The following is a 25,436-nucleotide window of genomic DNA, read 5'->3' as shown; positions in this document are numbered from 1 at the left end:
GCTTAAATATTCATGTCGTAATATATTTGATTTTAAAGCCAAGAAAGCTAATCAGAAAAATACAAATCCTTAAAATCAATAATATTATGAAGTAGAAAATCTATGTCGTTTTTTAATTTTTTATTTATTAGATGTCTAATACAAAATCTAAATCCATGTTAAAAAAAATCTTATCATTATTATTAATTTTTTGTTCAATAACAATATATGGACAAAATATCAAATTGACAGGAACTGTTACGGATGAAAAAAATGAAACCCTCATCGGTGCAGCGGTTTCTGTTAAAGGAACGAATAGGGCAACGATAACAGATCTTAATGGAAATTATGAAATTGAAGTAGCCTCAGGTGAAACCTTAGTTTTCTCATTAATAGGTATGGTCAAACAAGAAATTGTCTATAATGGACAAACAAATCTTGATGTTGTACTTGCCGTAGATAATAAGCTATTGGAAGAAGTTGTAGTTATCGGTTATCAAACAATAAAGAAAGCCGATTTGACTGGTGCAGTATCAGTTTTTAACCCCGATAACATGAAAAATACAATCGTTTCGGGTTCAGTCGGAGATGCATTAGGTACACTTCCTGGATTAATGGTTCGTACAGCGGGTAATCCCGGGAGTGAAGGTAAAGTTGTAATTCGTGGTACAGGAACATTCGGTAATTCAGATCCACTGTATGTTGTAGACGGTGTAGTTTCGGAAGCAAACAGAGATTTTAACTATAATGATATTGAAAGTATCCAAGTCTTAAAAGATGCCTCAGCTGCAGCTATTTATGGGTCGCGTGCGGGTAATGGAGTAATTATTATTACAACTAAGCAAGGTAAAAAGGGAGATATGAAAATTGACGTTTCTTCAAGATTATCACTTCAATGGTTACCTAAGTATGACTTAGCTGGTCGAGATCGATGGATAGAATTGAATGACCTTGCTTTTGCTAATGGGGGAAAATCTCCAGCTAATCACTATGAAGCCAATACCGACTGGCAAAAAGAGGTATTCAAAACAGGAGTTGTAAATGATCATAATCTATCTTTATCTGGAGGTAGTGAAAAAAATACCTATTTTTTCTCAGCAAACTATCAGAGTAATTCAGGTACAACAATAGGGACAGACAGCAAGCGCTATACTTTGCGTAGTAACACTTCTGCTTTCCGCGATTTTGGAGAACATGTACGTTTCAAAGTTGGCGAAAATATAACTTTAAGCCACTATGGAGTAAACGAGCTGAGTACAAATCCTATAGTCGATGTATATAGAATGCTACCTACTATTCCAATTTATGACGAAAACAATAGTGGTGGTTATGGCTTTGGTAATGGATCCAGGGATGTGACATTTGGAGTAAATCCTTTTGCGAGAGAGAATTTCGAAGATACTCGTAACAGTAATTTACGTGTAAGAGGAAATGCTTATACCGAATTGGAAGTACTGAAGATGTTTAAATATAGATTTAACTTCGGTTTTAACTATAGTAATGATAAACATAAATATCTTCGCAAAGAAGGATATTGGACATACAATCAACCTTACGATCCTTCAAATTTAAATCGTAGCCAAGCTCAATACAGAGGTTTTGTATTTGATAATACTTTGGAATTTAACAAGCAATTTGGAAAGCACTCTACCAATTTTGTAGTTGGAACAAGTTATCAAACAACAAATTATGAACAAATATGGGGTACGAAGAACAATGTACTGACAAGCGGTGACAATTATTTTACGCAACTTGATGCAGCATTGGAAATGTCTAACTTAGGTAGCTATAAAGATATTTCAAAATTATTTTCAGTATTTGGACGTCTTAACTATAATTTTGACGAGAGGTATTTGTTCAGCTTCACAATTCGTCGTGACGAATCTTCTAAGTTTCCTAAAAAAGACCGTGTCGGTTATTTCCCATCAATCTCTGGAGGATGGCGAATAAGTAATGAGAAATTCTTTAATGTACCTTGGGTTGATGATTTGAAATTAAGAGCCAACTACGGAGTGTTAGGTACCTCAAACAATGGTTTATACGACTACATGAACTTGATAAACTTAAGACCTCAAGTTGTCTTTGGAAACGATGGGCTACAACCGGGTATGACTCAGACGGCACTTGTTTATCCAACACTGAAATGGGAAGAAATGAGTCAGTTTAATGCCGGATTTGATGCAGTTATATTGAATAATCGCCTATCTCTATCTGCAGATTATTTCATCAAAAAATCGAAAGACGTTTTGACTCAATTACCAATATCAATTTTCTTAGGACATTCGGGAGCTGCACCATGGGTAAACGCTGCGACTATAGAGAATAGTGGTCTGGAAATTTCTGCTACTTGGAAAGATAAGATCAATAAAGATATGGATTACAGTTTTGGTGTGAATTTCTCATATATAAAAAACAAATTAACATCTCTAGGTGATGGAAATCCAAACGGAGAGTTCAATCAATGGGATACAAAATCAAAAGTTGGTCAATCTATTGGACAATGGTATTTGATCAAGACAGATGGTTTATTCAAGACTATAGAGGAAGTGCAAGCACATAGAAACAGTAAAGGTCAATTAATTCAGCCGAATGCTCAACCGGGAGATGTGAAATTCATTGATGCAAATGACGATGGACAAATAACTGATGCTGACCGCCAATATTGTGGAGAGAATATGCCTAAGTTCGAACTAGGTATAAACCTTGGCTTCCGTTATAGAGATTTTGATCTTCAGATGGTGTTAAGTGGTGCTTATGGACACAAAATATTTAATGGTCCGCGTAGTGCAATGGATTTGTTCAGTGACAACTCTAGCTATCGTGCCGATTATGATCCTTGGACACCAGATAATCCGAATGCAAAAGATCCTCGTCCTATCTATGGTGATAGTCGTAATGTACGTGGCGAACAAGATCGTTGGCTAGAAAGCGGTAGCTATTTGAGAGTTAAACAAATAGCTTTGGGATACAATATTCCAAAATCTCTTATAGGCAAATATATTAGTAATTTACGCTTGTATGTAAATGCTCAAAATCTGATTACAATAACACCTTATAGTGGCCTCGATCCTGAATTCTTGAATACAAATATGTGGGATAGAAGCTACGATGGTGGTGCATTCCCAAATCCTAAAGCTGTTACTTTCGGAGCACAAATTACATTTTAACTGTTAAATACTAAAAAAATGAAGAAATACATATATATACTTTTGGTATGTCTTGGGATTAACTTCACGTCTTGTGAGACAGATGTGGTTAACCCTAATACTGGGCTAACAGAAAACTTTTGGACCAATGAGCAAAATGCCAAATATGGCTTGAATGCAGCTTATAATTATTTTTATAAGCCGGAAACATTTAGTCGTTGGATATGGTTTAGACTAGATTTGACCTCTGATGAAGGCTTTAGTGCAAGCCCATGGGCCGAACTTAAAGAATGGACACAATTTAATTATAATAATTATAATTTTTATGAAGGAAATAATGGGACTATAGGCGCTTTTTATAGAGCTATTTTCAGGGCTAATCAGGTACTTCATCATGTGCCAAATATCGAGTTTAAGAACGAAGATGATAAAAATGCCATATTAGCACAAGCATATTTCTTAAGAGGATTTTACAATTATCATTTGGCTTTACTTTGGGGTAGTGATAACAAAAGCCTTGCTATCATGCTCGAAGATAAACTCCCTGAACCTTATGATCGTCCAGAAGGGCATACAGGAAAAGAGGTTTTTGAACAGGCTATTTCTGACTTTTCTAAAGCATTAGAATACAATATACCCGAGTCGTGGAATGATGACGAATTAGGAAGAGCTACTAAAGGAGCAGTGTTAGCTTATAGAGCTAAAACTTACATGCAACTTAGTGATTACGAGAAGGCTAAACAAGATTTATATTGGCTAGTTGAAGGTGATGGTAAACATCTGTACGGATTAACTTCGAATTATTTTGATAATTTCGATAAAGACACTGAAAATAATATCGAATCTGTATTTGAGATTCAATATTCGGACATTCACAAAGCCCCAGCAGGTGATGGTGACAATGATTTGAACCCAAATTTAGGTCTTAACCGCGGACAATTTTTTGCACCTCCTGGTATTGGTTGGACTGACGGAGAGCTACGTCCTTGGTTGGTTGAAGAGTTTAAAAAAGAACGTGACTTGAATGGAGAATATGATATTCGTTTGAAATACACAGCATTCTACGAAGGAATGGAAAACGACTACAAGAATAATGATATGATTTATTCAATCGAGAGTAATTCTAAAACATGGAGTCAAGACAACTGGAAAGGACGTGTTTTCTTCCGTAAATATGGAAGCGATTATTATAGAGATTACGATGATTATCACAACCCAACGAATGTACGTTTAGTACGTTATGCTGACATCTTGTTGTTGTATGCAGAGTGTATTGCTCAAACTGGTGGTACTTTGAGTGAAGCTGTTGCGTATGTTGATCAAGTAAGAGCACGTGTTAATATGCCTTCATTGGCTAAGAATCATGCTGATGCTGCTTCAAATAAAGATGCTTTCTTGAAACGTTTGCAAACTGAACGAGTATTGGAGCTAGCAACAGAAGGACATCGTTGGGGCGATATCAAGCGTTGGGGATTGTTAGATACTCAAGAAGGAATTAATGAACTTAAATCTCGCGATAGCGATTTCAATAACTTTGTAATAGGAAAACATAACTGTTTGCCAATTCCTTCGGATGAAATAAATAATAATCCGAACATTAAACAAAATCCAAGTTATTAAAATTTGAATACTTTCCTCGATTTCGATTTCAGGATCGAGGAAAGTGTTTTTAAATATATTATAATGAATAAATTATATTATTTGATAATCTCTATTTGTTTCTCTATTCTGACTTTTTCTTGTTCGTCGTGCAGCGATAATGACAAGAAAGAGAAGAACGTAGATGTAACATATCCGGTTCCTCTAGGAGATCCTTTTATTATGTTGTATGACGATACGTATTATGCGTATGGAACAAATGCTGAGGATGGAATAGAAGTCTATACGTCTCATGATTTATTGATATGGGAGAAGAATCCGACATTGGCGTTACATAAAGATAATTCGTGGGCTGATCGATGGTTTTGGGCTCCAGAAGTATATTACATAAAAGAAAAGAATAAATTCTATATGTACTATTCTGCAGATGAACATATATGCGTTGCAACAGCCGATTCTCCGACAGGTCCTTTTATTCAAGATGTAAAAGAACCAATGATAGCAGATGAAAAATGCATAGATAATTCATTGTTTGTTGATGAGGATGGCACTCCATATCTGTATTTCGATCGCTTCAATGATGGACTGAATATTTGGGTTGCACAATTAGAAAATGATTTGAAAACAATTAAAACCGAAACATTGGTAAAATGCATTAATGTTTCGCAAGAATGGGAAGAAGTATTTCCGCGCGTTAACGAAGGGGCCTTCATTACAAAGCATAAAGAAAAATATTACCTGACCTATTCAGGGAATAGCTATGAAAGCCAATTTTATGGTGTTGGTTTCGCTACTGCCGATTCGCCAATAGGTCCATGGGTGAAATACGAACAAAATCCAATATTACAGAAGCCTGAAGATCTTGTAGGAGTAGGGCATAGCGCTATGTTTAAGGATAAAGAAGGTAATCTGAAAATCGTTTTTCATGCTCATTATTCAACATCTAGTATACATCCTCGAGCAATGTATATCATGGATGTTAAATTTACAGATACAGAGAACCCTATAATGAAGGTAACTGGTAATATATTGCGTCCTAAATTGAAATAATACTTTATGAACAAGACTTGCTTACTATTAATCTGTTCGTCGCTTATTTTTTCTGCTTATGCAAATGTTTTTGCTCAAAAAAATAATGTCGAAGATGATGTACGAATATCATGGGATTATAGTTCGATGCAAAAGATTGCACCTAAAGGTGGTTATCCGCGACTGTTACGTTTGCAAGACTCTTCAATTATTGTTATTTATGAAACAAGAACTGGAAGCGTTGAATATAAACGTAGCTACGATAATGGTAAGACTTGGAGTTATCCTATTCAGGTATTTACTCAATTTATGTACAGCAATTTGTCAGGAGAGTCGACAATCGTAAATATTGCAAATCCTGAGATAAAACAATTAGCAAACGGAGATCTGATTATTGGATGTAATTATCGTCCTGCTAAAGCAGAAATTGCTCCTTACTCAATCGTGATTAGGAGAAGCAAAGATAATGGCAATACATGGCTTTCACCTCAAGTATTATACAACGCAGCACCTAGATTCACAGATGGATGTTGGGAACCTTCGTTTTTGCAGTTACCCAATGGCGAGTTACAGGTCTATTTTGCTAACGAAAATCCGTATCAAGAGTCTGAAGAGCAAGAGATATCTATGATATGTTCGTTTGATAATGGAGAAACGTGGTTGCAAAAACCTAAAACCGTTTCTTTCCGTAAAAATAGACGCGATGGTATGCCTGTACCCATTATTGGTGAAGACGAGATGATTGTCGCTATTGAAGATAATTATAAAGAGGCATTTAAGCCATATACAGTCAGAACCAAATTGTGGAATAATTGGGAAAGTCCTGTTTTGGGAAACTCTGAGATGAGAGAATATTCTCTTACCACGAATATGCCGGATTCTATTTATATAGGAGCACCATATCTGATACGCTTGTCTAATGGGCAGACTGCACTTTCATACCAAACAACAGAAAAACGTTCTTCGGAATGGGAATTATCTACCATGGAAGTTGCCATCGGCGATAAAGATGCGCGGAATTTCAAATATCGTACAAGACCATTCTGTGTACCTCTAGATAAGGAAGCTAAGTGGAACTCACTAGCTATGTGGAATAAAGATACTATTGTTGCTGTAGCTTCAAGTAATTTTGATAATCAAGATGTTGCACCATGGATAATCAAAGGATACATGATTCCGTCCAACCTGATTATAAATAAGAGATCAGCTTCTACCCCCCTTCTATTTATTGGGTCAAGAGGAAACACACGTGCAGAAATAGAAATTAATGAAGACAAAGAATTCATCTTTATTTCTGCTCAAGTGACAGACCTCTCTAAATCGAAGCTGGATGGTGTGTCTATATACCTTGCTTCGGGTAAAAATAAATATAAAATATTTAGTAATAGAGATGGCAATATGTCGGTATGGAAAGACGAAAAAGGTGAATGGCTATCTGACCTCAAACACAAAGTTGAAGTAGAAACTCAAAGTACAGATATGGGTTATAATATGCTGTTCTCTATATCTAAAAAGAATTATCCTCACTTTACAGATAGACAGTTTTATTTCAATGCATCTCTCTCTGCATACGAAGCTACCAATGTTGGATATGAAGAGACTATTGCGAATAGTAGAATTGAGGATATTGGCACATGGCTTAAGGTAAACTAATAAAAAAATATTTCAAAGAAATGAAAAAGAAAGTATTGATTGTTTCGTTTTTTCTACTCTCGTTTTTATTTGCGAACGCACAAAACATCGAGAAGAGAATAACACTTAAAACTCCAGGAAATCCTTCAAAGACTTTAATTTTAAATGAAAAGTCAGATGGTAAAATGGAGGCTTCAGAAAAAATTCCGTTGAATATAACTCGTCAGCTAGAGAAAATCGGAAATGCAGTTCGGGTTTATGTAACATTAGAAGCTACTGATGTAGTTTACTATAATTACGAGGAAATATATAAATTGATAGCAAGTCATGATGATTGTCTTTTCTATATGCCTGGTTTTTGGTATCGCCGTAATTTGCGATCTCCCAAAGAAGCTCCATCATTCTACACAAGTGATAGTTGGCGAGTGCGAGAAGACCGTTTAAGCGTACCTTTGACAGGTATTTTTAATGAGAAAAATGGAGAATATCATACTGTATTGCGAATAGATGATTTCAAAGATGAAAGTTTGGCTTGTCATAGTCATGGAGAGGTAATTTTATCGGATAAAACATCTATAGGCTTTACTGGTTTTCAGAATGTTGGAGGAAAATCGGCTTTAGTATATGGTTTCCCATATAATGAAGCTCCCAACACCTATATTCGCAAACTTACTTTAGATCCGGCAGTAAAAGCTTTTGAAAAAATGGAAAAAGGCGAAACTCGCCAATTAACATGGGAAATTAATGTTAACAAAACTCATAATTTTTCTTCATTTGTAGCAGATGTTTGGAACTACTCTTATGATACCTTCAAACCGCAAAAATACGATAAGCCTACATCAATAGAGAAAGCAAAGTCAGATCTGACAAAGTATTTTGTTGCAAGTTATGTAGATAAATATCCTTTAAAATATTTTTCAGGAGTACATATGCGTACTGACGATTGTGAAAGTACTGGTAGCGTTGAGGTTGGTTTTGTAGGACGTGTCCTTCTTAATGCTTTCAATGCTTTAGAATATGGAGAAGCAAATAACAGACCTGAGTTGGTACAAATGGCTAACAGTATTTTTGATAGTTACTTAAAATATGGCTTTACTCCAAATGGTTTTATTCGAGAATTTGTGAATTACGACGACAATTCAGAAACCGATATTTACAGTATCCGTCGCCAATCTGAAGGGGTTTTTGCTGTCCTTAATTACTTAGATTATGAAAAGAAACAAGGGCGTAGGCATCTGGAGTGGGAAAATAAAATAAAATCTATCCTGGATAACTTCTTGAAATTACAGGAAGAAGATGGCAGTTACCCTCGTAAATTTAAAGATAATTTCGAGATTACTGACCATTCGGGAGGCAGTACACCATCAGCAACATTACCCTTGACCATGGCCTACAAATATTTTAATAACAAAACATATCTCGAAAGCGCTAAGAAAACAGCTGTGTACCTTGAAAAGGAATTAATATCTAAAGCCGATTATTTCTCCTCTACATTAGATGCTAATTGCGAAGATAAAGAAGCTTCCTTATATGCATCAACAGCAATGTATTATATGGCAATGGTTACAAAAGGAAAAGAGCAGCAGCATTATATAGATCTAGGTAAAGAAGCTGCATATTTTGCCCTTTCATGGTACTATATGTGGGATATACCATTCGCTCAAGGACAAATGTTGGGCGATGTTAATTTCAAATCTAGAGGATGGGGAAACGTATCTGTTGAAAATAATCATATTGATGTCTTTATTTTTGAGTTTGCAACAGTTTTAGATTGGCTATCAAAGGAATGTAGTGAACCTCGTTTTGCTGAATTCTCGGCTATAATCAAAAGCTCTATGTTGCAACTAATGCCTCTTGAAGGGAGCATGTTTGATATTGGAAAAGAAGGTTATTATCCAGAAGTCGTTCAGCATACCAACTGGGATTATGGTAAGAATGGTAAAGGATTTTATAATGATATATTTGCACCAGGTTGGACTGTTGCTTCACTTTGGCAGATGTTGTCACCTGATCGTGTAGAGTCTTATTTTAAATATAAAAACAAAAAATAATGAATATTATAAAACAGTTGCTAGTTGTTTCAATACTGATTGTTAACCTATCAGGATGTTCGGGGGGAGGTTCTTACACGGCAGAGAAAACCGATACAAATAATAGATATAGTAATCCGGTTATTGCATATAGTCTGCCCGACCCTACAATATTAAAAGCTTCTGATGGCTATTTCTATCTCTATGCTACAGAAGATACAAGAAACCTCCCTATTCATAAATCGAAGGATTTAACAAATTGGGAATTTGTAGGTACTGCATTTACTGATGAAACGCGTCCTAATTTCGAGCCTAAAGGTGGAATCTGGGCTCCAGATATTAACCTTATTGACGGAAAATACGTTTTATATTACTCTATGTCGGTTTGGGGAGGCGAAGAAACTTGTGGTATTGGTGTAGCAGTTTCAGATACTCCTGAAGGACCTTTTACAGATAAAGGAAAACTGTTTAGAAGCAACGAGATAGGAGTTACAAATTCCATTGATCAATTTTACATTGAAGAGAATGGGAAAAAATATTTACTCTGGGGTAGTTTTCGTGGTATATATGCTATAGAGCTTTCGGAAGATGGATTATCTGTCAAAGAAGGAGTAAGAAAACAGCATATTGCAGGAACAGCATTTGAAGGTACTTATATACATAAGCGTAATGGATATTATTACTTTTTTGCATCTGTTGGTACTTGTTGCGAAGGAGTAAACAGTACTTATCAATTAGTTGTTGGCAGATCAGATAATTTATTTGGTCCGTATTCTGATAAATCAGGAAAAAGCATGCTAGATAATGGCTACGAACTTATAATTGATAACAATGAGCGCTTTGTTGGTAATGGACATTGTTCCGAAATAGTTCAGGATAGCGAGGGACAAGATTGGATTTTCTATCATGGAGTTGATGTCCAAAATCCGAATGGAAGAGTTTTACTTTTAGATCAGATAAAATGGTCTGAAGATAACTGGCCTTATATTGAAGGGGGTACCCCTTCATTATCCGCAAATAAACCGATATTCTAAAATAATAAAATATATCATGAAGAAAACAGTTCTATTATTATTCATTTTTACAACTCTTTTTTCCTGTACTCCTAAGGAGAAATCACTCCCATTATTAGCGAAGAGTGCTTTTGAAAAAGTAGTAAATGGTAAAGAAGTTTCTCTTTATACTCTTAAAAATGGTGATTTGACTATGCAAGTAACCAATCTTGGTGGACGTGTAGTATCGCTTTGGGTTCCGGATAGAGATGGACAAATGGAAGATATTGTATTGGGTAATGCCAATATAGATAGCTATCTCAATCCTAGTGGCGAGCGATATCTGGGACCTGTTGTAGGACGGTATGCCAATCGTATTGCTAAAGGGCAATTTACTCTAGATGGCGCAACCTATCAACTACCGATCAACAACAATGGACAGACATTACATGGTGGACTTAAAGGCTTAGATTTGGTAGTTTGGAATGTAGATTCTTTCAATGAGAACCAAATTACTCTGTCTTATCTATCTCCTGATGGAGAGGATGGTTTTCCTGGCAATTTGACATTGCGTATGATTTATACACTTACTCCCGACAATGAGTTTAAGATTGAGTATGAAGCAACCACAGATAAAACAACGGTGATTAACTTATCGCATCATGGAGTTTTCAATCTGAAAGGGGAAGGTAAGGGAACGATTACCGACCATATATTGAAAATCAATGCTAGTGGTATCACACCTGTTGACAGTGTTCTTATTCCGACAGGAGAAATTCTATCGATTGAAAATACTCCATTTGACTTTAGAAAACCGATGGCTATAGGTGATCGCATAAATGAAGCGCACGAGCAGTTGAAGAATGGAGCAGGTTATGATCATAATTGGGTTGTAGATAGAAATACTGAAAAAGAGGTTGAATTTGTAGCTTCGATCTATGAACCAACAAACGGACGTATAATGGAAGTGTGGAGTGACCAACCTGGGATTCAATTTTATAGTGGCAATTTCTTTGATGGGAAATCTGTAGGGAAATATGGTCGTACACAGAATTATCGAGAAGGTTTTGCATTAGAAACGCAACATTTCCCAGATTCACCTAATCATAAAAGTTTTCCTTCAACTCGTTTAGATCCAGAAGATACATATTCGCAAATCTGTATTTATAAATTCAAAATCAAAGAAAAATAATGAAGAAGCTTATAATTTTATTGATGCTGTCATCCGTCTTGACACTTTCGGCGCAATGGTCACCTGCAGGAGATAAGATTAAAACGTCTTGGGCAGAAAAAATTGATCCTAGTAATGTATTGCCAGAATATCCTCGTCCTATTATGGAACGATCAGATTGGAAAAATCTGAATGGTTTGTGGAACTATGCAATAAAACCAATAGGAGAAGCTGAACCTAAAGCTTATGATGGGAAAATTTTAGTTCCGTTTGCTGTAGAATCAAGCCTGTCAGGAGTGCATAAAAATGTTGGTAAAGATAATGAGCTTTGGTATCAACAAACTTTCACAGTACCATCAGGATGGAAAGGTAAGAATATATTACTTCATTTTGGAGCTGTAGATTGGAGAGCAGAGATTTTCTTGAACGACATCAAGATAGGTACTCATGAAGGAGGATTCACTCCTTTCAGCTTCGATATTACTCCATTTCTGAAATTCGGAGATCAAAAGCTGGTTGTAAAAGTCTGGGACCCAACTACTGATGGTTATCAGGCAGTTGGAAAACAGCATACAAATCCTGATGGAATATGGTATACACCAGTTACAGGAATTTGGCAAACAGTATGGCTTGAGCCTGTAAGTAATAAACATATAACATCGATCAAAGCTATACCATGTATCGACAGCAAACGTTTGAGTATAAATGTTAATACAGAAAATACTATAAAAAATGATTTGGTTGAAATCATAATTAAAGATGGGGCAAATATTGTATCTAAAGCTAAAGGTGCTGTAAATCAGGAAGTAGATATTCATATTCCAGCTATGAAATTATGGTCACCTGAATCTCCTTTTCTATATGATATGGAAGTTAACCTATACTCAAATGGTAAATTGCAGGACAATATAAAAAGCTATACTGCTATGCGAAAAATATCAACAAAACGTGACGATAAAGGTATTGTGCGTTTGCAGTTGAATAATGAGGACTACTTCCATTTCGGACCATTAGATCAAGGTTGGTGGCCTGATGGATTGTATACGGCACCAACGGACGAAGCTTTGTTGTATGATATTCAGAAAACAAAAGATTTTGGTTATAATATGATCCGTAAGCATGTAAAAGTAGAGCCTGCTCGTTGGTATACACATTGCGATCGTATTGGCATTCTTGTTTGGCAGGATATGCCAAATGGAGATAAATCTCCTCAGTGGCAAAACCGTAAATATTTTGAAGGAACAGAGTTGAAACGTAGTCTTGTATCAGAGAAGAATTATTTCAAGGAATGGAAAGGTATAATGGACTATCTGATCTCTTATCCATCGATAGTAGTTTGGGTACCATTTAATGAAGCATGGGGACAATTCAAAACTGAAGAAACAGCTGAATGGACTAAAGCATACGATCCGTCGCGACTAGTAAACCCAGCTAGTGGAGGTAATCATTACCGTACAGGAGATATGTTAGACTTACATAATTATCCGCATCCTGAATTATATCTGTATGATGCCGAGAGAGCAACTGTTTTAGGTGAGTATGGTGGTATCGGTTTTCCGATCGAAGGACATCTTTGGCAGACTGACAAGAATTGGGGATATATCCAGTTTAAGTCTAAAAAAGAAGTCACTGACGAGTATATTAAGTTTGCAGAACAATTAAAGAAATTAGCTAAAGCAGGTTTCTCTGCTGCAGTTTATACTCAGACAACAGATGTAGAGGGAGAGGTTAATGGTCTGATGACTTACGACAGAAAAGAAATAAAAATGGACGAAGACCGCTTGACTAAAATCAATAAAGAACTAATTAATGTGTTGAAATAAAATATTATAAATACTTTATAATTTAATACTATGATGACAGTTCGAATAACTATACTTTTTTTTCTTTTGAGCATAGGTTTATATGCTCAAAATGGGTACAATGGGTTGAATTCGAATATGGGTAACTTATATATGTTATCTAATGCAAAAACACGATCGATAAGCCCTGAAAACTTCACTGGTGAAAAAGGCAAAGGAGGGATGGCAGACCCTATTGCCGATAAAGATAAACCTAATAGAGCCAACTCGGCTTCTCAAGCCAGAGATCTAGGTCAAGGTTGGAAAGTGAATCCTTATATTAAAATTGCACCTGAAGAGATATTTACGTTAGCTGAGATTGATGGTCCTGGTGCTATACAGCATATATGGATGACTCCGACAGGTAATTGGCGTTTTTCAATTATTCGTATTTATTGGGACGATGAAAAAGAGCCATCTGTGGAATGTCCTGTCGGGGATTTCTTTTGCATGGGATGGGGTGAATATGCTCCTCTTTCGTCGTTAGCAGTTTGTGTAAATCCGGGGAGTGCTTTCAACTGTTATTGGACTATGCCTTTCAGAAAGAAATGTCGTATAACAATGGAAAATGTTAATGATCAAGAATCAATGAATCTATATTATCAAATAGATTATACATTGACAGATGTTCCAACAGATGCAGCATATTTTCATGCGCAATGGAGACGAACTAATCCAAATTCGACTTCAGATTATACAATCGTAGATGGAATAAAAGGAAAAGGTCATTTTGTTGGGCTTTATTTAGCTCAGGGTGTAAACAATAATGGATGGTGGGGCGAAGGTGAAATAAAATTCTTTATGGATGGTGATAAAAAATACCCAACAATTTGTGGCACTGGTTGCGAAGACTATTTCTGTGGGTCATACAATTTTGATAGAGGAGGTCAGTACAAAGAATTCTCGACACCTTATTCTGGCTTACATCAAGTTATTTGCCCTGATGGAGCTTATAGATCACAACAACGTTTTGGAATGTTCCGTTGGCATATAACTGATCCTATTCGTTTCGAGAAAGAGCTTAAAATTACTATTCAAGATTTAGGTTGGAGAAATGGAGGACGTTATCTACCACAAAAATCAGATATGGCTTCTGTTGCCTTTTGGTATCAGACAGAACCCCATGCTCCATTTCCTGCATTTCCATCGTGGGAAGAATTAGAAGTAAATTAAAGATTGATATTCTTCTGCTTTTATCCTAAAAGATCAAACAACCCCATCTAAATTGGTGGGGTTGTTTATTCTGAAATATGATTGACAAATCATTCATGTTTTAAATAGTCAAAATAAATTAATGATTACCCGTAGTGTGATACGTATAGTAAGCTTACTCAAGAGACGTTGGAAAGATGACTTAGGAAAAATACATAAAGGAGGACATATTATAGAGATAGATGTTCCATTATCCAGATTGCCGTATTTTGATAGTCAATAAAGCTAACGCCATAGATTCGTCCTTCTTCATTCTGACGGAATACCGGTTCTATGTTTTTCTCTTTCAATAGCAATTTGAACTCATCCATTGACCCTGATTGCTGCATCGCTTTAGCTAGTATCGGTTTGAGATATTCTTTTGTCTTATTGTCCTGTATCTGTTGCTTCCATTTCTCAACGTGTTTTTCAAGAGCTTGCATATTAATAGATTTTCCAAAGAGTGAAGACTTAAAAGGAGTACCGATTTTTTCTTTTTTCATCGTTGTTGGATGATCTATTAGTGCTGAATACGCAAGTCCGTAATAAGGCTTTCCTTTTTTCAAGCCTTTGACTTCTTCTACACTTACATTCACCTTCTCTAAAAGTGTTCGGAACTCTCCAACGGATTGGAATTTATAATTATTCAATAGAGCTTCAATAATATTACCCACTTGCTGTTTTACATTGCCTTCTTTGTAATTGAGCGGTTTGGTTGGAATGCTATAGGCTTGCTGTTCCTGCTTGGTAGCCGGATGAAGATTAAAATCTTTCTCTATTTGTCTGCATACTTTCATCGAACGTAAATTCTCAAAGTTAGAATCTAACTTATTGCCCGTTTCATCTACTCGGATGGATACGGTATGAAGATGGACTCTATCTATATCCGTATGTTTAAATACTACATAGGGCTGATTTCCATAACCCATGTCTTCCATATAGCGGTCGGCTATGGCTTTATATTGTTCATCCGTGAGTATGTCTTTTGGATTCGGATTTATCAATGCACAATTGAAAAAGAATAATATTTCAAGAAGCCAAACTCAGCAATCGCACAATAATAATCAAGATCAGTCTACTAGTATAGTCGGCTCTATTATAGATGGACTAGGCGGATTAGTAGTACCGCAATCGCATGGGGATGATTACGAGGATAATCAACTCAAAAACAGATTGGATTACGAGGAAAAGAAGCGTAAGTGGAAAAACAAATTCAGTAGAGGTTTGTAGGAATAACAAGCAAAAACGAAGAGTAATAAACAATAATAAAAAATACAATTATGAGCGATTTATCAGCAGTCAGCACGATGTTTGAAGAAGTTAAACATGTGTTAAAACGAATTGAAGCTAGTTTAATAAAAACTAACAATAATGAAAAGCACGAAAATAGTATAAATCCAATCGATTTAACTGAAATAACAGATCAAATAACCCAATCAAAGAATGAAATAATCTCAAAGTTGGAACAAGTCGGACAAACTCTAACAACCCCTAAAAGAGTCCATCATCGTATATCGGTTGACGTAAAATCCTCGTGGGTATCCTTTACTTTGGTTGGCTTGCTTTTATCGTTAATCACGACATTATGTTTGTGCTACAAGTTGAAACAAGTGAATAATCAGCTAAACGATAACGATCTGAAATACCGTTATATCAAAGCTTTCAGTAAAGCCGATTCGGTTAGTATATACAAATTGGAAAATGTCTTTGAGTACAATCGTGATTCAAAAGTTATCAGAAAAATCCGTAAGTCTGTAGAGAAATATGAACAGAATGTCATTGATAGAGCAAGACGACTGGACCAGGCCAGATTAAAAGAGGAGGAGGCTAAGAAATTGAGAGAGACCATTCAGTAAATAATATAATTTATTGTTGTGTTCTTGTAATTTTCGATTAAACTAGAAATTTATATGAAGTAAAAGTTGTAGCAAGTTACACCATTTACTTCTGAAAAAAATGCACCATTAATTCTATATTATTTTAATGACTGACTATCTGATACATTACCTAGAACAACAATAAATATCAGTATTACAATTAGATATTATAAAGTGTAGTGTGCTTATAGTTATTCTTTAGGTGTAAAATACGATAGCCATTTTATATTAATAGGCATTTAAGAAAAATACATCCTTAATTATTGTTAATTATTTGGTGAAGTTAAACTATATTGTTCTTTACTTGGACTTTTTTTTTATAAATTTAGTAACTAGTTAATCTCAAAATGAGAAATCCCTAAGACCTACAAGATCACAGAATCTAGTATTAAAGCACGAAATCTTAAATGAAGTAATCTTATTATTTGCTTGTATCAAAGATTTTAGGCATGTAAATAATATGATATTTTAAATATTATATTACATAAAAATAAATTAGTAAAGCACATCTTTTGTGCATATTATTAATAATTTAAATTTATACAATTATGAAAAAACTAGAAGTACTGCAAGATGGTAATGCGGATGACCTTGATCTATTAAGTGATGAAGCAATGAACCGTTTAAAAGGAGGAACAAGTTGTAAAAAAGGATATTCTGCAGATTTCTGTGAATGTGGCTATAGCGGGCCGGCAATGCCAGACGAGCATATGTAGGCTATCTGATAGTTTTAATTATCATTAGAAGCTAAGTTTTACAGAGCTTGGCTTGTAATGTGTTTATTGAAAAATACTAGATTATGAGATACTCAAAATACAACGTTATAAAAAAAATAAACAATTCTACTTGGATTTTTAATTGTCTAACGAATGCATTTTTAAAAATAGATAGTTCTGTTTTGGAAAATTTGGAAAATGAAGTGGATATTAGAGCACGACTTTTTAAAGAAGGCATTCTAACCAACGATGAACATGAAGAGTATCGTTACAAGTATTTATATTATAATTCAGCTTTTGGTAATAAACGAATAAATCTCTATATAGCTCCAACAATGAATTGTAACTTCTCTTGTTTTTATTGCTTTGAAGAAGGGAATAAAAAAGTTGGTAAAATGTCTAAAGAGGTCGAAGATGCTATAGTTACATATTTAGAAGCAAACAAAGATAAGGATATTTCTATCATTTGGTTCGGTGGTGAGCCTCTCTTATCATATAAAGTTATTCTATCAATATGTAAGAAATTGCATGATAAGAGAATTGCATTCCATTCTTCAATGATTTCAAACGGCAGTTTATTGACAAAGAGTAAAATTGATAGTATTGGTGAGCTAAACTTGACTCATATCCAAATATCATTGGATGGCTTAGCTGAGGTGCATGATAAACGTCGTTTTTTTCAGAATAATAATCCTTCATTTGATATAATAGTCTCTAATATAGATTATTTTTTAAAAAGTACAAAAATACCTTTATATATACAAGTTGCAGTAGATAAAACTAATAGTTCTTCGTATGAAGAGCTTCTAAACTATTTTACTGAAAGATATCCAGAATATATGGAGAGCAAGCGAATGGGAGTTGGCTGTAATTTTGTATTGAATAAAACGGAATTCGATCTCAAGTCTAACTGTTATACTAAGGATGAAATATATATGAAGAATATTGAGAATACATTTTCTAATACAACTAATGACTTGAGGCCTTTTTTACCTGGGATTGCACCACATTGTATGTTTCGAAACCCAAAATCATTTGCAATAGACCCATCTGGAGATATGTTCAAATGTATCGAACATTTAGGAAATCCCCTGTATAAGGTCGGAAATATATTACATAAAAATATATCTTTAACTAAGATATCCCAAACTACATTTGAGGCGGATCCCTTTCTGGACCAAGAATGTACTTCTTGTAAAGTCTTTCCTATTTGTGGTGGAGGATGTCCAATCGATAGAATAAAGAAGCTAAAGGGCGAAGATATTGACTACTGCTCTATTTATAAAACTAGATTGGCCGATATGCTTCCATATCTTTACAAACAGCATCTACAATGAAAGGTCACAGTATTCTTGCATTATCATTATTGCTGATTTCAACATCTATGTTCTCTCAAAAAGTAATCTTGAATGGGGAAGTAAGACGTAGTGATCAAAAAATAATAGATTATTATAGTATAGAGTTATTGACATTAATCCCAGACACTACTGTGATATTTGGAGAAGCTTATTCAACTCCAAACTTTAAAATATCGGAGAATCTAAATAATCCAGTACTGATCCGAATATCATCTATGGGATACCAAACTCAATACAAAGAGATAAATCAGAACCAAGATACATTGTCTATTGATATTGGAATAATATATTTGAAGCCATTACCATTTGAATTATCAGAGTTTATAGTTACAGGAAAAAGACCCCCACTCAAAATAAAAGATGGTAATATCATTATTAATGTGCAAAATACTATGCTTAGTCATACTGGAAACCTTGTTGATTTACTTAAAAGGACTCCAGGTATTATTATGTCTGGAGAAAAAAAGTTTAGTGTTCTAGGTAGAAATGAGCAAGCATTAATTTTAATAAATAACAGGGAAATAAAAAATATAGCGGAGCTAGAATCCTTAAGATCTGTTGATGTAGAAAGTATCGAAATAGACAAAAGTCCATCATCGCAATATGCAGCATCAGTAAAGTCTTTAATCCATATCAAAACAAAGTTGCTACTAAAAGATATGATCTCGGCACAAATAGCGAATGATTCTTATTTTAAACGAAAAGTTTCAGATAATCCGTCGATGAGAATTGCATATAGAAGGGGTGTTATATCATCAATGATGAGTTATAATTACGGTTATTGGGATGATAAGATATATGAAAAATCATATAAGGATATTTATAATGAGAATTATACATTAAGTAATAACTCAGATTATGTATCTCGTTCAAAGTTAAATTCTCATACAGTATCAATTGGTTCCGATCTTTTTTTAGGAAAAAATAGGTTTGGTGTACAATATCTTTATCGAGGATCAGATCGGAGTGGAAATAAAATTAGTGAAAATACTATTCTTAAAGATGCTAGTGCTATTAATAAACAAATAAGAGATAAATCACATCTTGACCGAACATTGCATAGCTTTAGTTTAAATTATGTCTACGAGAGAAATAAAAACTCAGTATTATCTTTAATTGCCGATTTTGCTAAGGTTGCAAACGATAAAAAAAACTCTATTGAAGAAAAAAATAAAGATGTGGAATCAGCCACTATGGTTAATGTATTTAACCGTAGTCTATATAAGGTTTATACGGGGTATCTCAACTATAACTTTACGATAGCATCGGATTACAAAATTGATCTTGGGGGCCAATATTCATTTGTCGATAATTCTACTCAGATATCATCTAAAAAGAGCTTCGCTCCTAATCCTGATAAAGAAAAGACTATACAAGAAGATGAGACAATCGCTGGATATATCAATATACGCAAAAAATGGGGAAACCTGAGTGGGTATTTAGGCTTTAGATATGAATATGCCGACTCAAGAGTAAATTTGTACTCGTCAGACACAATACAACGTATGAATAGATATTATTCGGATATTTTCCCTAATTTAAGGTTGAACTATAAAGCATCTGATAATGTAAATCTTACCTTCAACGCAGCAAGGCGCATTTCCCGACCTAGTTTTAGAGAACTGGACCCCAGTATATATTATGAAGATTCATTGAGTTATACAGCTGGTAATCCGCTTATTAAGCCAACATATATCAATGAAGTAAGTGTTGGAGCTGATGTCGGGAATAGTATTTCGATGAATATGAGATATTCATACTACCACGACCAGAGAGTACAAACAGCAATCGCAGATGGGAACAACTCAGATGTGGTAAAGATGATACCTATTAATCTTAAAAAGTCTGAATCTTTCGCATTTGATATTATGTACAGTTATTCTTCAAAGAGATTTGATGCAAATTGTTCTGTTGGATTGCAACTTCCAAAGGCTAGGATAGCATACTTGGATGGAACTAGGCAGATTAATAAAATATCATGGAATATGAACTTAAATATCGAATTTTTAATTAATAATCATTTTTCATTATATAGCAACTTTACTTACTCTAGTTCAAACGAATCTTTATTAACATATGAGCACTCAACCAATGATTTGACTATTGGTGTAATAGGATTTTTTTGTAAAAAAAGATTAACTATTGATTTGTCTGGAGTTGATTTGTTGGATGGTTCTAATTGGAATAATTGGGATGAAAAATATATGAATATAGCATCGGGGAGTAGGGGTAGTTACGATTCTCGTGGGGTGCGTTTGAATATTGCTTATTCTTTTGATACAAATAAAATCACTTTAAAGTCGAAGAGAAGCAATACTTCTGTATTGAATCGAACTAACTAACTATTAGTATAAATTGAAATATCTATGCTAAAGCGTGATGGAAAGAGGATGCATATGAGAAAATTCCCCAATTATACACAGTTGGATGAGATGGACTGTGGTCCTGTGTGTTTGAAAATAATATCAAAGTATTATGGACGGGATTATTCAATCCAGTATTTACGAGACAGATCTTTCTTAACGCGAGAAGGAGTGTCTATGTTAGGTATTGCAGATGCGGCTAAAGATATAGGTTTTAGTACTCAAGGAGTCCATATAAACTTTAGTCAGTTAGCAAATCATGTGAAATTGCCATGCATAATTCATTGGAATCAAGAGCATTTTGTAGTGTGCTATAGTATTATAAAGAAGAAAAGAAACAGAACTTTTGTTAAAATATCTGATCCACTAGGAGAAAAATATATATTGGAAAAATCTAAGTTTCTAGAGTGTTGGATTGGAAAACATTGGAAAAATGAAAGTAAAGGTGCTGCACTATTATTGGAGCCAACCCCTAATTTCTATACAAACAAAATCCCAAAGAAGAGTAAGGGAGTGGCTTTATCCGGTATATTTAAATATATAAGATCTTATAAGCCTCAGCTTATTTTACTGGTTATAACTCTTCTTATTGGTGGACTTTTTTCCTTTATGCTCCCTTTCCTTACTCAAGCTGTAGTCGATAGAGGGATTGGTAATCGTGATCTCAATTTAATCACCTTGATTTTAATAGCTCAGTTAGTAGTTTTTGCTACCCAGTTAACATTCGAGTTTATTCGAAATAGAATAACCTTAAAAGTCAATAGCTATGTTAGTATATCTTTAATATCTGATTTTTTGCAAAAATTAATAAAATTACCATTGCGTTTTTTTGATACAAAAAATATAGGAGATATAATGCAACGAATTGAAGATAATGATCGAGTTAAATCCTTTTTAACTGGCTCAACTTTAATGACACTATATTCAATTGTAACCTTTATTGTTTTCTCTGTAATCTTAGCTTATTATAATTTTACGATTTTAGTAATTTTTATTGTTGGAAATCTATTGTATATATTGTGGATTTTGCTATTTGTTAGATATCGTCGCAAATTAGATATAATTCGATTTGCACAAGCAGCTTCAGAACGAAGTAGTTTAATCCAAATAGTGAGCGGTATGCAGGAGATTAAGCTTAATAATTGCGAAAGCCAACAGCTTCAGAAATGGAAAAAAATACAGTTGAAATTATTTGATATAAATATAAAAAGTTTAACACTAGGGCAGTATCAGCAACTTGGATCTGTCTTTTTTAGTCATACGACCTCTCTAATTATAACATTTATATCAGCACGTTCAGTTATAGAAGGTAGTATGACCTTAGGAATGATGATGGCTATAAGTTATATCATAGGATTGTTATCAGGTCCTATTGCTCAGGCAATAAATTTTATTCAATCAGCGCAAGATGCTAATATAAGTTTGGAAAGACTGGATGAAATCCATAGCAAAGAAGACGAAGAACAGCTGTCTTTAAATAAAATATCAAAAATGCCAACTGTTAACTCAATTCAGTTAAATAATCTATACTTTAGCTATGATGGTGCTCATCGAAACTACGCTCTTCAAGCAATTAATATAGAAATCCCAAAGAATAAAGTAACAGCTATAGTGGGAGCTAGTGGAAGTGGAAAAACAACATTGGTCAAACTTCTTTTAGGCTTTTATAAACCATTGAACGGGATAATTAGAGTAGGAAATGTTTCTTTAGATGATATTAGCCCTCGTCTGTGGAGAAGTCGAATAGGAGCGGTTATGCAAGATGGTTATATTTTTTCAGATACTATAGCTAACAATATTGCTATTGGTGTAGAGGATGTTGATCCGGAAAAGCTATCTAAAGCTATTGACGTCGCAAATATTCGTGATTTTATAGAATCTCTACCATTGAAACTAAATACTAAAATTGGATTTGATGGCAATGGTGTTAGTTTGGGGCAACGACAACGTATATTGATTGCTAGAGCTGTTTATAAGAATCCTGATTATCTTTTTTTTGATGAAGCAACAAATGCCTTGGATGCTAATAATGAAAAAGTTATTATGAATAATCTAAATCGATTTTATGTAGGTAAAACAGTTGTAGTTGTAGCACATCGTTTAAGCACTGTTCAAAACGCAGATAAAATAATTGTGTTAGAGAATGGGACTGTCATTGAAGAAGGAAATCATGATATTTTAATAAGAAAGCGAGGCGCTTATTTCCAACTTGTCCGAAATCAATTAGAGTTAGGTTGTTGATGCGTTTTTATAGTTGCATGCAAATTGCATGTTCTAAAAAATGGAAAATGTTTAGATGTATGTCTAAACATTTGATTATCAAGTGACCTCGGAGGGGCTCAAACTCCTTTTATAATGGACACTTATTCAGAGCCTTTAAAGGTAATCTTTTACAAACTCCACCTATTTCACCTTAATTCTAATTCGTCATTTTGCAGATGATTTCTCAATGTAAAGTAACATTTTTTTTTTGCAAGTTGTACAATACTTATAAAATCATTTATATATAATTAAGATTATCAATTGAATCATGGCATTTATTCAAAGTAATATTAAAATAGGTTTGAGTATCTAATTCTAATTGAAAGGACTTTCTTATAAAAATCAATGATTTTAAATGATGGTTTATCACTTTTAATAAGCTTTAAATCTTGAAAACTAGTTATTGATTTCACTTATTCGAAATTTAGGATAGCACTATTAGATTTACTCTTTAATTTCTACTGGTAGGACTCCGTTGTTCGCAACAATTATATCGCTAGAGTTTTCCACAACAACAGCTCTAGAACTCCCTGATATTTCATTGTTGATTACTGTGATGTCTTCTGTGCCAGATATATATATAGCACTTTCTCCTAATGCCCGAATGACATTATTCCTTATTGTAATATTTTTATTCAACTGATCAGGACGCACTTTTAGACCATTTATCTCTGCACTTATTGTACTTCCCTTTTGACTCCCATGCCCATAACCACAATCAATAAACCAATTATTCTCAATAAGTATATTTGTAACAGGATTACCTTCTCTCCATCCAGCCTCTGCTCCTAATTGTATTGCCGAACCACTACTAGCTTGCACTACATTACCCGCAATTCGCACATTACTTGTCTTTATTAAAAAGGCTCTTGCCATATGACTTCGAACAGTACTATTCAGTATTTCCACTGAAGGTTGACGAGTCAAATTAATCATATAGTATTCTTTCGGATCAGAAACAAACGCTTTATCAAGGGTTACAATTACTTCCCAATCATTTACTGATATTTCAACTCCCTCTACAATATAGTGTTCTATTGGGCTTAAACTTTTGTTGTCAACAAGTGCTATGACATCTCCAACATCTGGATAATCTAAAGATAATGCGTGTAAATCTGCATTTTCGACAGTCAATCGTATCTTGTTATTTTCTTTTTCTTTATAAATACTCCAATAGTAATTGTGAATGTTTGTACAATCGTCACCTTGTCCTCCAAATTTACATCCGTCAAACAATATTCTCCCTTTACAACTCGTAAAATGAGTGGCATCAGTATTTGTAGATGTTACATTTCCAGGACTTGGTATAACCTGTAGATTCTTCATCGTAATATTTTCTGATCTATGTCCTACAACGCCCATTCCTGGCTGACTATGGATAACTATATTCTCTAAAAGAATATTTGAAGATTCTTTTATTAATACTCCTGCTCTATTATGTCCACAATGTCTAAGAATGCAAATATCCCCAACTCTAGGATTAATATTCGAATAAACTCTAATTGTTTGTTTATCAGTTAACAGTTCTTTTTTTTCATGCCAACCTCCAGCATATACACGTTGTCTTGTTGTGTCAAAGAAGTGGACTCTTCCTGTAGCTATATCTGTAAAGTAGGGATAATTAACTGTGTCTACTTTCATATCAAAGTAGGTAGGCGTAGATTGTATGATTTTTCCTTCAGTAAATGGAGTCCTCTTATGCATTAGTTTAAGGCCTTTTATAGTAACATTACTAGCATTAGTTATTGAAATAGCCTCATACCAGCCTTCTTGTATAAGGGTTGCACCTTCGGCTTCTATTGTTATATTATTAAACCTATCTAAGTCTAAAGCAATCACATATTCACCATTTGGCTTAAAAAAGTACCCTTGAACATCCTCTCCATATTGACCACTTATAGCTTTGTATTCATACTCTAAAGCTTTGTCATTTCTGTAATTATAGTTCCCTGGAGGGATAATGAGCGTTGCTCCGGGATTCTTTCTGCACTCGTTTAGAGCTTTTATAAATGAATGGGAATCATCGATACCATCATTTGGTATCGCTCCATATTCTTTTATATTAAATATTTTACTATTCTGCGCTTTTACTACTGTAGCAGATAAAAAGACCGAAAAAATGAGGTAAATTAATATGTATCTATACTGTTTATTACACATTATTCTTCTACTTATTATTGTTATTATTAAAAAAGAAAATTTTTATTAAGAGTATACTTTCATGACATGAAGAAACAACTTATTGAAATC

The 25,436-nt window shown here is 34.3% G+C and carries 17 protein-coding genes; 15 read left to right on the top strand and 2 right to left on the bottom strand.

The window, feature by feature from the left end; translation table 11 throughout:
• Positions 1 to 155: 155 nt before the first annotated feature.
• The 9 genes from C1A06_RS11965 (at position 156) to C1A06_RS11925 (ending at position 14,592) form a co-directional block, all read left to right on the top strand.
• Positions 156 to 3,146 carry a SusC/RagA family TonB-linked outer membrane protein gene (locus tag C1A06_RS11965; RefSeq protein WP_101690448.1) on the top strand — a complete coding sequence of 997 codons (2,991 nt, stop codon included), beginning with the start codon at positions 156 to 158 and terminating at the stop codon, positions 3,144 to 3,146.
• Between the two features lie 18 nt (positions 3,147 to 3,164).
• Complete coding sequence (locus C1A06_RS11960) at positions 3,165 to 4,745, top strand: RagB/SusD family nutrient uptake outer membrane protein (RefSeq protein WP_101690447.1); 1,581 nt, start codon at positions 3,165 to 3,167, stop codon at positions 4,743 to 4,745.
• A gap of 63 nt (positions 4,746 to 4,808) precedes the next feature.
• On the top strand, positions 4,809 to 5,774 hold the full coding sequence (locus C1A06_RS11955) for a glycoside hydrolase family 43 protein (protein WP_101690446.1): 966 nt from the start codon (positions 4,809 to 4,811) through the stop codon (positions 5,772 to 5,774).
• 6 nt (positions 5,775 to 5,780) lie between these two features.
• Positions 5,781 to 7,406, top strand: coding sequence for a sialidase family protein (locus tag C1A06_RS11950; protein ID WP_101690445.1), 1,626 nt, complete (start codon positions 5,781 to 5,783; stop codon positions 7,404 to 7,406).
• 20 nt (positions 7,407 to 7,426) lie between these two features.
• The gene (locus C1A06_RS11945; RefSeq protein ID WP_101690444.1) at positions 7,427 to 9,436 is read left to right on the top strand and encodes a hypothetical protein; all 2,010 of its coding nucleotides are present in this window, start codon (positions 7,427 to 7,429) and stop codon (positions 9,434 to 9,436) included.
• An 8-nt stretch (positions 9,437 to 9,444) separates the two neighbouring features.
• A complete protein-coding gene (locus C1A06_RS11940; protein ID WP_245872063.1) occupies positions 9,445 to 10,449 on the top strand; it encodes a family 43 glycosylhydrolase in 1,005 nt (334 codons plus the stop codon).
• Between the two features lie 16 nt (positions 10,450 to 10,465).
• Entirely contained in the window at positions 10,466 to 11,599 is a 1,134-nt protein-coding gene (locus tag C1A06_RS11935) for an aldose epimerase family protein (protein ID WP_101690442.1), read from the top strand.
• Positions 11,599 to 13,401 (top strand): glycoside hydrolase family 2 protein, encoded by a 1,803-nt coding sequence (locus C1A06_RS11930; protein ID WP_185116843.1) that lies wholly within the window; start codon positions 11,599 to 11,601, stop codon positions 13,399 to 13,401. The genes C1A06_RS11935 and C1A06_RS11930 overlap by 1 nt, the downstream gene beginning before the upstream one ends.
• Before the next feature lie 30 nt (positions 13,402 to 13,431).
• Positions 13,432 to 14,592 carry a glycoside hydrolase family 172 protein gene (locus C1A06_RS11925; protein WP_101690440.1) on the top strand — a complete coding sequence of 387 codons (1,161 nt, stop codon included), beginning with the start codon at positions 13,432 to 13,434 and terminating at the stop codon, positions 14,590 to 14,592.
• Between the two features lie 209 nt (positions 14,593 to 14,801).
• On the opposite strand, the gene C1A06_RS11920 is transcribed toward C1A06_RS11925, so the two are convergent.
• Entirely contained in the window at positions 14,802 to 15,614 is an 813-nt protein-coding gene (locus C1A06_RS11920; RefSeq protein ID WP_159461415.1) for a relaxase/mobilization nuclease domain-containing protein, read from the bottom strand.
• On the opposite strand from C1A06_RS11920, the gene C1A06_RS11915 reads away from it, so the two are divergent.
• From C1A06_RS11915 to C1A06_RS11895, 6 genes are all read left to right on the top strand, one after another.
• On the top strand, positions 15,562 to 15,840 hold the full coding sequence (locus tag C1A06_RS11915) for a hypothetical protein (RefSeq protein WP_145996400.1): 279 nt from the start codon (positions 15,562 to 15,564) through the stop codon (positions 15,838 to 15,840). The genes C1A06_RS11920 and C1A06_RS11915 overlap by 53 nt on opposite strands.
• Positions 15,841 to 15,890: 50 nt before the next feature.
• A complete protein-coding gene (locus tag C1A06_RS11910; RefSeq protein ID WP_145996399.1) occupies positions 15,891 to 16,466 on the top strand; it encodes a hypothetical protein in 576 nt (191 codons plus the stop codon).
• A gap of 569 nt (positions 16,467 to 17,035) precedes the next feature.
• Positions 17,036 to 17,203: a hypothetical protein gene (locus C1A06_RS15180; protein WP_185116842.1), complete on the top strand. Its 168-nt coding sequence runs from the start codon at positions 17,036 to 17,038 to the stop codon at positions 17,201 to 17,203.
• 83 nt (positions 17,204 to 17,286) lie between these two features.
• Complete coding sequence (locus C1A06_RS11905; protein ID WP_101690436.1) at positions 17,287 to 18,540, top strand: radical SAM/SPASM domain-containing protein; 1,254 nt, start codon at positions 17,287 to 17,289, stop codon at positions 18,538 to 18,540.
• On the top strand, positions 18,537 to 20,903 hold the full coding sequence (locus C1A06_RS11900) for an outer membrane beta-barrel family protein (RefSeq protein ID WP_101690435.1): 2,367 nt from the start codon (positions 18,537 to 18,539) through the stop codon (positions 20,901 to 20,903). Before C1A06_RS11905 ends, C1A06_RS11900 begins: the two co-directional genes overlap by 4 nt.
• 48 nt (positions 20,904 to 20,951) lie before the next feature.
• Positions 20,952 to 23,165 (top strand): peptidase domain-containing ABC transporter, encoded by a 2,214-nt coding sequence (locus C1A06_RS11895; protein WP_185116845.1) that lies wholly within the window; start codon positions 20,952 to 20,954, stop codon positions 23,163 to 23,165.
• A gap of 465 nt (positions 23,166 to 23,630) precedes the next feature.
• Here C1A06_RS11895 and C1A06_RS11890 read toward each other — a convergent pair whose 3' ends face one another.
• Positions 23,631 to 25,346 carry a right-handed parallel beta-helix repeat-containing protein gene (locus C1A06_RS11890; RefSeq protein ID WP_101690434.1) on the bottom strand — a complete coding sequence of 572 codons (1,716 nt, stop codon included), beginning with the start codon at positions 25,344 to 25,346 and terminating at the stop codon, positions 23,631 to 23,633.
• Between the last annotated feature and the right edge of the window lie 90 nt (positions 25,347 to 25,436).

The organism is Dysgonomonas massiliensis (assembly GCF_900240225.1).
GTDB classification, from domain to species: Bacteria; Bacteroidota; Bacteroidia; order Bacteroidales; family Dysgonomonadaceae; genus Dysgonomonas; species Dysgonomonas massiliensis.
This window is presented reverse-complemented; position numbering and strand designations above follow the sequence as displayed.